General features: G+C 74.1%; 5 protein-coding genes. 1 reads left to right on the forward strand and 4 read right to left on the reverse strand.

The window, feature by feature from the left end:
* Window positions 1-145: 145 nt before the first annotated feature.
* The 4 genes from ACFWI8_RS35895 to ACFWI8_RS35910 all read right to left on the reverse strand — a co-directional run bounded on the left by ACFWI8_RS35895 (window position 146) and on the right by ACFWI8_RS35910 (window position 6,380).
* The gene (locus ACFWI8_RS35895; RefSeq protein WP_387100356.1) at window positions 146-2,206 is read right to left on the reverse strand and encodes a putative bifunctional diguanylate cyclase/phosphodiesterase; all 2,061 of its coding nucleotides are present in this window, start codon (window positions 2,204-2,206) and stop codon (window positions 146-148) included.
* Between the two features lie 146 nt (window positions 2,207-2,352).
* Window positions 2,353-4,545 (reverse strand): NAD-dependent DNA ligase LigA, encoded by a 2,193-nt coding sequence (gene ligA, locus ACFWI8_RS35900; RefSeq protein WP_387100364.1) that lies wholly within the window; start codon window positions 4,543-4,545, stop codon window positions 2,353-2,355.
* Between the two features lie 77 nt (window positions 4,546-4,622).
* Entirely contained in the window at window positions 4,623-5,675 is a 1,053-nt protein-coding gene (locus ACFWI8_RS35905) for a methionine synthase (RefSeq protein ID WP_387100358.1), read from the reverse strand.
* A gap of 15 nt (window positions 5,676-5,690) precedes the next feature.
* Window positions 5,691-6,380, reverse strand: coding sequence for an SDR family oxidoreductase (locus ACFWI8_RS35910; RefSeq protein WP_387100361.1), 690 nt, complete (start codon window positions 6,378-6,380; stop codon window positions 5,691-5,693).
* A 77-nt stretch (window positions 6,381-6,457) separates the two neighbouring features.
* Here ACFWI8_RS35910 and ACFWI8_RS35915 point away from each other — a divergent pair, with 77 nt between their 5' ends.
* The gene (locus ACFWI8_RS35915; RefSeq protein WP_387100367.1) at window positions 6,458-7,255 is read left to right on the forward strand and encodes a carbon-nitrogen hydrolase family protein; all 798 of its coding nucleotides are present in this window, start codon (window positions 6,458-6,460) and stop codon (window positions 7,253-7,255) included.
* Window positions 7,256-7,490 lie beyond the last annotated feature (235 nt).

A 7,490-nucleotide genomic window follows, 5' to 3' on the forward strand; every position in this document is an offset into this window, starting at 1 on the left:
CGGCCGCACGCCGACACGGCCGCACGCCGACACGGCCGCACGCCCGGGCACCGGGCGGCGAAGCCGCCGGTGCCCGGGCCCGCGGGCCAACGCCCACGCACAGCGCGCAGCGAAACCGCCGGTGGCCAACGCCAAGCGCAGCGGCTCAGGCCGTGGAGGCGGGCAGGGCGGCCACGCCCGTTTCGCGGGCGCGTAGCCAGGCCGTGGTCTCCGCGGGCGGCATCGCCGGTGCCACCAGCCAGCCCTGGACCGCGTCGCAGCCCAGGTCCCGGAGTCGCTCCCAGGTCTCGTCGTCCTCGACGCCCTCGGCCACCACGACGAGCCCCAGCGAGTGGGCGAGTTCCACCGTGCAGCGGACGATCTCCGCGTCCTCGCTGTCGACCGTGAGGCGGGCCACGAATGAGCGGTCGATCTTCAGTTCGCTGACCGGGAGTCGCCGCAGGTGGACCAGCGAGGAGTAGCCGGTGCCGAAGTCGTCGAGCGACATGCGGACGCCGTGGCCGGTCAGGCCGGCCAGGGTGTCGGCGGCCTGCTGGGGGTCCTCCAGCATCACGTGCTCGGTGATCTCCAGCTGGAGCGAGCCGGCGGGGACGCCGTGGCGGGCGAGGCGGGCGGCGACGGCACCGGCGAAGCCGGGGGTGTAGACGTCGCGGGGCGAGACGTTGACGGCGACCGGGACGGTGAGGTCGGCGGCGCGCCAGCGGGCGACCTGGCAGAGTGCCGTCTCCAGCACGTACTCGGTGAGCCGCGGCATGAGTCCTGAGGTCTCGGCGATGGCGATGAACTCGTCGGGCGGGACCCGGCCCCGGTCCGGGTGCTGCCAGCGGACCAGCGCCTCCAGGCCGGCGACCTCGCCGTCGAAGCGGACCTTGGGCTGGTAGTGCAGTTCGACCTCGCCGTCGTCGAGGGCGCGCCGCAGGTCGCCGAGGAGGGCGAGGCGGTCGGGGGTGTTGCCGTCGCGGCTGGCGTCGTAGACCTCGACGCCGCTGCGGTCGCTCTTGGCGCCGTACATCGCGACGTCGGCCCTGCGCAGCAGGCCCTCCGCCTCGGGGGCGTGCTCGGGGAAGACGGCGACGCCGGCGCTGGCCTCGACCACCAGGGTCAGGCCGTCGAGTTCGAGGGGGGCGCTCAGGGAGCCGAGGATGGCGCGGGCGACGCACTGGGCGCTGGTGGCGGAGTCGACCCTGGGCAGCAGCACGGCGAACTCGTCGCCGCCGAGCCTGGCCACCTCGGCCTCCTCGGGCAGCTCGCGCCGGACGCGGTCGGCGATCAGGAGCAGCAGCCGGTCGCCGGTGAGGTGGCCGAGGGTGTCGTTGACCGAGCGGAAGCTGTCGAGGTCGATGAGGATCAGCGCGGAGCGCTCCCCGGCCCGGTCGGCGTCCTCCAGGGCGACCCGGGTACGCTCCAGCAGCCACTGCCGGTTGGGCAGTCCGGTCAGCGGGTCGATGAGCTGGTCCTCGGCGCGGTCCCTGGCCATCCAGAAGGTGGAGTCCAGGGCTATCAGGGGGACCGCGAACAGCGGGAGCAGCAGCGGCTTGTGGGCGGCCACCACCACGATCAGCGGGACGATGCACAGCAGGGCCGTGGCGACCAGCGCCTGCCGGACCAGCACGCCGGTGGCGAGCGACGACAGGCCGCCCGGCGGGTCGCTGCTGAGCCACAGCAGGGTGCGGGTGATCAGCAGGTAGGCGGCGGCGCCCAGGAGTAACTGGGGGACGGTGGTGGGCTCCCAGGCGGCCGGTTCCCAGCGGTTCTCGATACTCGGCCGGTTCCCCCAGGCGGCGAGCGTGAGGGCGGCCGCGCCTATGCCGAGCACGTCGATGGCGCCGTGCAGCAGGGCCTCCCGGCGCCGCTCCCGACGGGCGGCGCCGACCAGGGTGACCACCGCCAGGCTGACCAGCACCGCGGGGACCCAGCCGTAGAGCAGCAGCATCGCGAGGGCGAGCGCGGCGCCGGAGCCGCTGCCGCCGCTCCACCAGCGGTCCCGCCCCCAGGCGACCAGGTGGGCCACGATCAGTGTGGTGAGGACGGCGAAGCCCCATCCGGGCCGGTCGGCGGGGAACAGCGCGTGGCCGCCGGCGAGCAGCCGGACGACGCCGATGAGCAGGGCTATGCCGGCGGCCGCGGGCACGGCCGGTCGGATGTAGCGGGACAGCCACGCGTGATCGCGTGGTGGGGGCCGTCTCCCCCCGGGAGCTGACTGCATTCGGGTCCCTCTCACGGCCGTTCTCGCCCGCCCGCGACGGGCGCACCACCCCACACTAGGCCGCCCGGCGCCGGCAGGGGCAGGGAACACCGACGGTTACCGAAAGCACCTCGCGCGGTCGTATGTTCCTGGTATATGCCCAGAGTTCAGGAGTTCGACTCTCCGTCAGCCCCGCCTTCCCCAGCCGCCTCGTCCGTGACCAACGCCGCCTCCCGCGCCGCCTCGGGGCCGCGCTCGAGCAACTGGCGGAAGCCGGCCTCGTCGAGGATCGGCACCTTGAGCTGAACCGCCTTGTCGTACTTGGAGCCCGGGCTCTCCCCCACGATCACGAAGTCCGTCTTCTTGGAGACCGATCCGGTGACCTTGGCGCCCCTGGACTGCAGCGCCTCCTTGGCCCCGTCCCGCGTGAAGCCCTGGAGGGTGCCGGTGACCACCGCCGTGACGCCGGCCAGCGGGCGGGGCCCGGCCTCCTTGTCGGTCTCCTCGGCGAGCCGTACGCCGGCGGCCCGCCAGCGCTCCACGATCTCCCGGTGCCAGTCCACCGCGAACCAGTCCTTCAACGAGGCCGCGATGGTGGGGCCGACGCCCTCGGTGGCCGCCAGCTCCTCCTCGCCGGCCTCGGCGATGCGGTCGAGCGAGCCGAACTCGCGGGCCAGCGCCTCGGCCGCGACCGGGCCCACGTGCCGGATGGAGAGCCCGGTGATGATCCGGGCCAGCGGGCGCCGCCTGGCCTCCTTGATGGCCTCCAGCATGGCCAGCGTGTTCTTCTTGGGCTCGCCCTGCTGGTTGGCGAAGAAGGTGACGACCTTGGGCTCGCCGGTCTCCGGGTCGCGCTTGGGCAGCCCGGTGTCCTGGTCGAGCACGTACGACTTGATGGGCAGCAGCTCCTCGACGGTGAGCTCGAAGAGCCTGCCCTCGTCCCGCAGCGGCGGCTCGGTCGGCTCGAGCGGCTGGGTGAGCGCGGCGGCGGCGACATAGCCGAAGTGGTCGATGTCGAGGCACTTGCGGCCGGCCAGGTAGTAGATCCGCTCCCGCAGCTGGGCCGGGCAGGACCGGGAGTTGGGGCAGCGCAGGTCGATGTCCCCCTCCTTCATGGGCCGCAGCGCGGTGCCGCACTCGGGGCACTCGGCCGGCATCACGAACTCCCGCTCGCTGCCGTCCCGCAGGTCGGCGACCGGGCCGAGGATCTCGGGGATCACGTCCCCCGCCTTGCGCAGCACCACCGTGTCCCCGATGAGCACGCCCTTGGCCTTGACCACCTCCTGGTTGTGCAGGGTGGCGAACTCGACCTCGGAGCCGGCGACCGTGACCGGCTCGACCACCGCGTACGGGGTGACCCGGCCGGTGCGGCCGACGCCGACCCGGATGTCCACCAGTCTGGTGTTGACCTCCTCCGGCGGGTACTTCCAGGCGATGGCCCAGCGCGGCGCCCGCGAGGTGGAGCCGAGCCGGCCCTGGAGCCGGATCTCGTCGAGCTTGACGACCACGCCGTCGATCTCGTGCTCCACGGCGTGCCGGTGCTCGCCGTAGTAGGAGATGAACTCCCGCACCCCGGCCAGCGAGTCGACCACCCTGGCGGCTCTGGCGGTGGGCAGGCCCCACTCCTCAAGCAGCTCGTAGGCCCCGGAGAGGCGGTCGATGTCGAAGGCCTCGCGGGCGCCGATGCCGTGCACCACCATCTGCAGCGGGCGGGTCGCCGTGATCTTCGGGTCCTTCTGGCGCAGCGAACCGGCCGCCGCGTTGCGCGGGTTGGCGAACGGCTTCTCGCCGGCCTCGACCAGCCGCGCGTTCAGCTCCTGGAAGCGCTCCATGGGGAAGAAGACCTCGCCCCTGATCTCGACCAGCTCGGGGACCCGCTCCCCGCGCAGCCGCTGCGGCACCTCGGCGATGGTGCGCACGTTGGGCGTGATGTCCTCGCCGGTGCGGCCGTTGCCCCGGGTGGCGGCCCTGGTCAGCCGACCGTGCTCGTACGTCAGGTTGACCGCGAGGCCGTCCACCTTGAGCTCGCACAGGAAGTGGTAGTCGATCCCCTTGAGCTCCTCGGCGACCCGCTCGGCCCACGCGTCCAGCTCGGCGTCGTCGAACGCGTTGTCCAGCGAGAGCATCCGCTCGCGGTGGTCGACCGAGCTGAACTCCGTCTCGTAGCTGCCGGCGACCTGCTGCGTCGGCGAGTCGGGCGTGCGCAGCTCGGGGTGCTCCTCCTCCAGGGCCTGCAACTCCCGCAGCATCCGGTCGAACTCGGCGTCGCTGATGATCGGCGTGGTCACGTAGTACCGGAAACGGTGCTCCTCGACCTGCTCGGCGAGCCGGGCGTGCTTCTCCCTGGCCTCGGGCGGCACGGAGGACTCGGGCACCGCGGATCCGGCCGTGCGGGCCGCGGAGGCCCTGGAGGATTCGGCCACTGACTCGTCTCCCGTCACTCTGGGTTGTCCGCGAGGGATCTGGCCGCCCGGACGCAGTGCTCGAGCGCGGCCCGCGCGTACGCCGGGGAGGCGCCCGCGAGGCCGCACGCGGGGGTGACCACCACGGACTCCGTGAGGAGCTCCGGGGACAGCCCCAGCCTGCGCCAAAGCGATCTGACTCCACTGACAGTACCGGCCGGGTCTGACAGTTCACCCGGCGTGGCGCCGTCGCCCGGGAGGACGCCCGCGAACAGCGCGGTACCGCCCTCGACGGCCTCGCCGATCATGTCGTCGTCACGTTCGGTGAGCAGTCGGGCGTCGAAGGAGACGGCGGTGGCGCCGGCCCTGCGCAGCAGCGCGAACGGCACGCCGGGGGCGCAGCTGTGCACGACCACCGGGTCGTCGCCGGCCACCGCGACCAGGCCGCGCAGTGTCTCCTCGGCCACCGCCCGGTCCACGGCCCGGTGGGTGCGGTAGCCGCTGGCCGTGGGCACCCGGCCGGTGAGCACGGCGGTGAGCGAGGGCTCGTCGAGCTGCAGCACCACCCGGGCCCCCGGCACCCGGCGGCGCACCTCGGCGAGGTGGCCGCGCAGCCCCTCGGCGAGCGAGGCCGCCAGGTCGCGGCAGGCGCCGGGGTCGCCCAGCATCGCCTCGCCGTTGCGGCGCTCCAGGGCGGCGGCCAGCGTCCACGGCCCGACCGCCGACACCTTGAGGGCGCCCGAGTAGCCCTGGGTGAACTCCTCCAACGCGTCCAGGTCCTCGCGGAGCCAGGACCAGGCCCTGCGGGTGTCCCGGCCCGGTCGGTCGCCGATCCGCCACCCGCTGGGCTCGACCCGGGCGTGGAGATCGACGAGCAGCCCGGCCGTGCGCCCGATCATGTCGGCGCCCGGGCCGCGCGCCGGCAGCTCGGGCAGGTGGACCAGGGTCTCCAGGGAGCCCGCCACGATCCTGGCGGCCTCCCTGGCGTCCTCACCCGGCATCGAGCCGACCCCGGTGGCCGCGGCCGGGCCCCAGGGGAACTTCCACTGCGGCGCCTGGGGCGCCGTCTCTGTCGCACTGTTCGTCACGACAGACAACGTAGGTCACCCGGTGGGGCGCACCGTCAGGTCGGTGGCCTCGGCGCCGCGCGGCAGGTCGAGCGCGGTGAGCACGGTGGTGGCCACGTCCTTCGGGGCCAGCCAGCGGTCCGGGTCGTACTCCCGCCCCTCCTGCTGGTGCACCTTCTCCTGCATGGGCGTCGCGGTGCGGCCCGGGTAGACGGTGGTGACCCGGACGCCGTTGGGCGCCTCCTCGCCGCGCAGCGCGTCGGCCAGCGCCCGCAGCCCGAACTTGCTCGCCGCGTACGCGCCCCACTCGCCGTACGCGTGCAGCCCGGCGCCCGAGTTGACGAACACGACGTGCCCACGGGCCGCGCGCAGTTGGGGCAGCAGCAGCCGGGTCAGCTCGGCCGGCGCGATGAGGTTGGTCGCGAGGGTGGCGTGCCACACCTTGGGGGTGAGCTCGCCGACGGGGCCGAGCTCAATAATGCCGGCGCTGTGGATCAGCGAGTCGAGGCGGTCGGGCGGCGACTGGTGGCCGAGCGCCCAGGAGAGCCGGTCGGGCTCGGACAGGTCGCCGACAAGAGTGCGGGCGCCGGGGTGACGCGCCTCGAGCTCCCGCGCGCGACCGGCGTCGCGCGCCCACAGCCACACCTCGTCGCCCCGCTCGGCGAGCCGCTCCGCGATGGCCGCGCCGATTCCCGAACCTGCCCCTGTGATCACATGGGTTGCCATACGACCATGGTCCCCTATGGCGTTCATCGGTCTTACGGAGGAGAGGCATGGCGGCGGAGCGTTCGACCACCGGCACGGTGCGGGTCGCGGTGGGCCAACTGGCCTCCGGGGTCTCACCGAAGGACAACCTGGCGGCCATCGAACGGGAGACGACGAGGGCCGCCGAGCGGGGCGCCGACGTGGTGGTCTTCCCCGAGGCGGCGATGGCCAGGTTCGGGATCCCGCTCGGCCCGGTCGCCGAACCGCTCGACGGCCCCTGGGCCACGGCCGTGCGGGAGCTCGCGGCGCGCACCGGGGTGCTGGTGGTGGCGGGCATGTTCGTCCCGGCCGACGACGGCCGGGTCAGGAACACCCTGCTGATCACCGGCCGCGGCGTCGACACCCACTACGACAAGGTGCACCTCTTCGACGCGTTCGGGTTCGCCGAGTCGGCGACGGTCGCCCCGGGCGGCCGGGCCGTCACGGTCGACCTCGGCGAGGCCACGATCGGGTTCGCCACCTGCTACGACGTGCGCTTTCCCGACCTGTTCACGCGGCTGGCCGACGACGGGGCCGGGCTGATCCTGGTGCCGGCCTCGTGGGGCGCGGGCCCGGGGAAACGGGAGCAGTGGGAGGTGCTGGTGCGCGCCCGCGCGCTCGACAGCACGTGCTGGATCGTGGCCGCCGGCCAGGCCGACCCGTCGACGGTCGGCCCGCCGCTGGACACGAGGGCGCCGACGGGGATCGGGCACAGCGCGGTGGTGTCCCCGCTGGGGGAGGTGCGGGCGCGGCTCTCTTCGGAGCCGGGTCTGCTGCTGCACGACGTGGACCTCGGTGAGGTGGCGGCGGCGCGCCGTACGGTTCCGGTTCTGGCGAACCGGCGGCCGCTGCGCTGACGGCGCGGCCGGGCGGTTGCTCCCCACCCACCCGCCCTTTTCGCTCCGCGCGGGGTGGCGGCCACGCCGGGGTTTTCCCCCACCCACCGCCCCTGTTCCGCGCTGCGCGCGGGGGCCTGACCGCGCTGCGCGCGGTACAAGGCCCGCGGCGGCTACGCCGCCGGGCCACGCGGCCCGTGCCGCGCGAGGCCACCCTCCCCCAGCTAACGCTGGGAGGTGCCCCCAGGGGCGGGTG

The organism is Streptomyces sp. NPDC127098 (assembly GCF_042722465.1).
In the GTDB taxonomy this organism is placed as follows: Bacteria; Actinomycetota; Actinomycetes; order Streptomycetales; family Streptomycetaceae; genus Streptomyces; species Streptomyces millisiae.

Coding starts and splice junctions, on each gene's coding strand:
- ACFWI8_RS35895 (WP_387100356.1), bottom strand. CDS start 2,206: ATGCAGTCAGCTCCCGGGGGGAGACGGCCCCCACCACGCGATCACGCG.
- ACFWI8_RS35910 (WP_387100361.1), bottom strand. CDS start 6,380: ATGGCAACCCATGTGATCACAGGGGCAGGTTCGGGAATCGGCGCGGCC.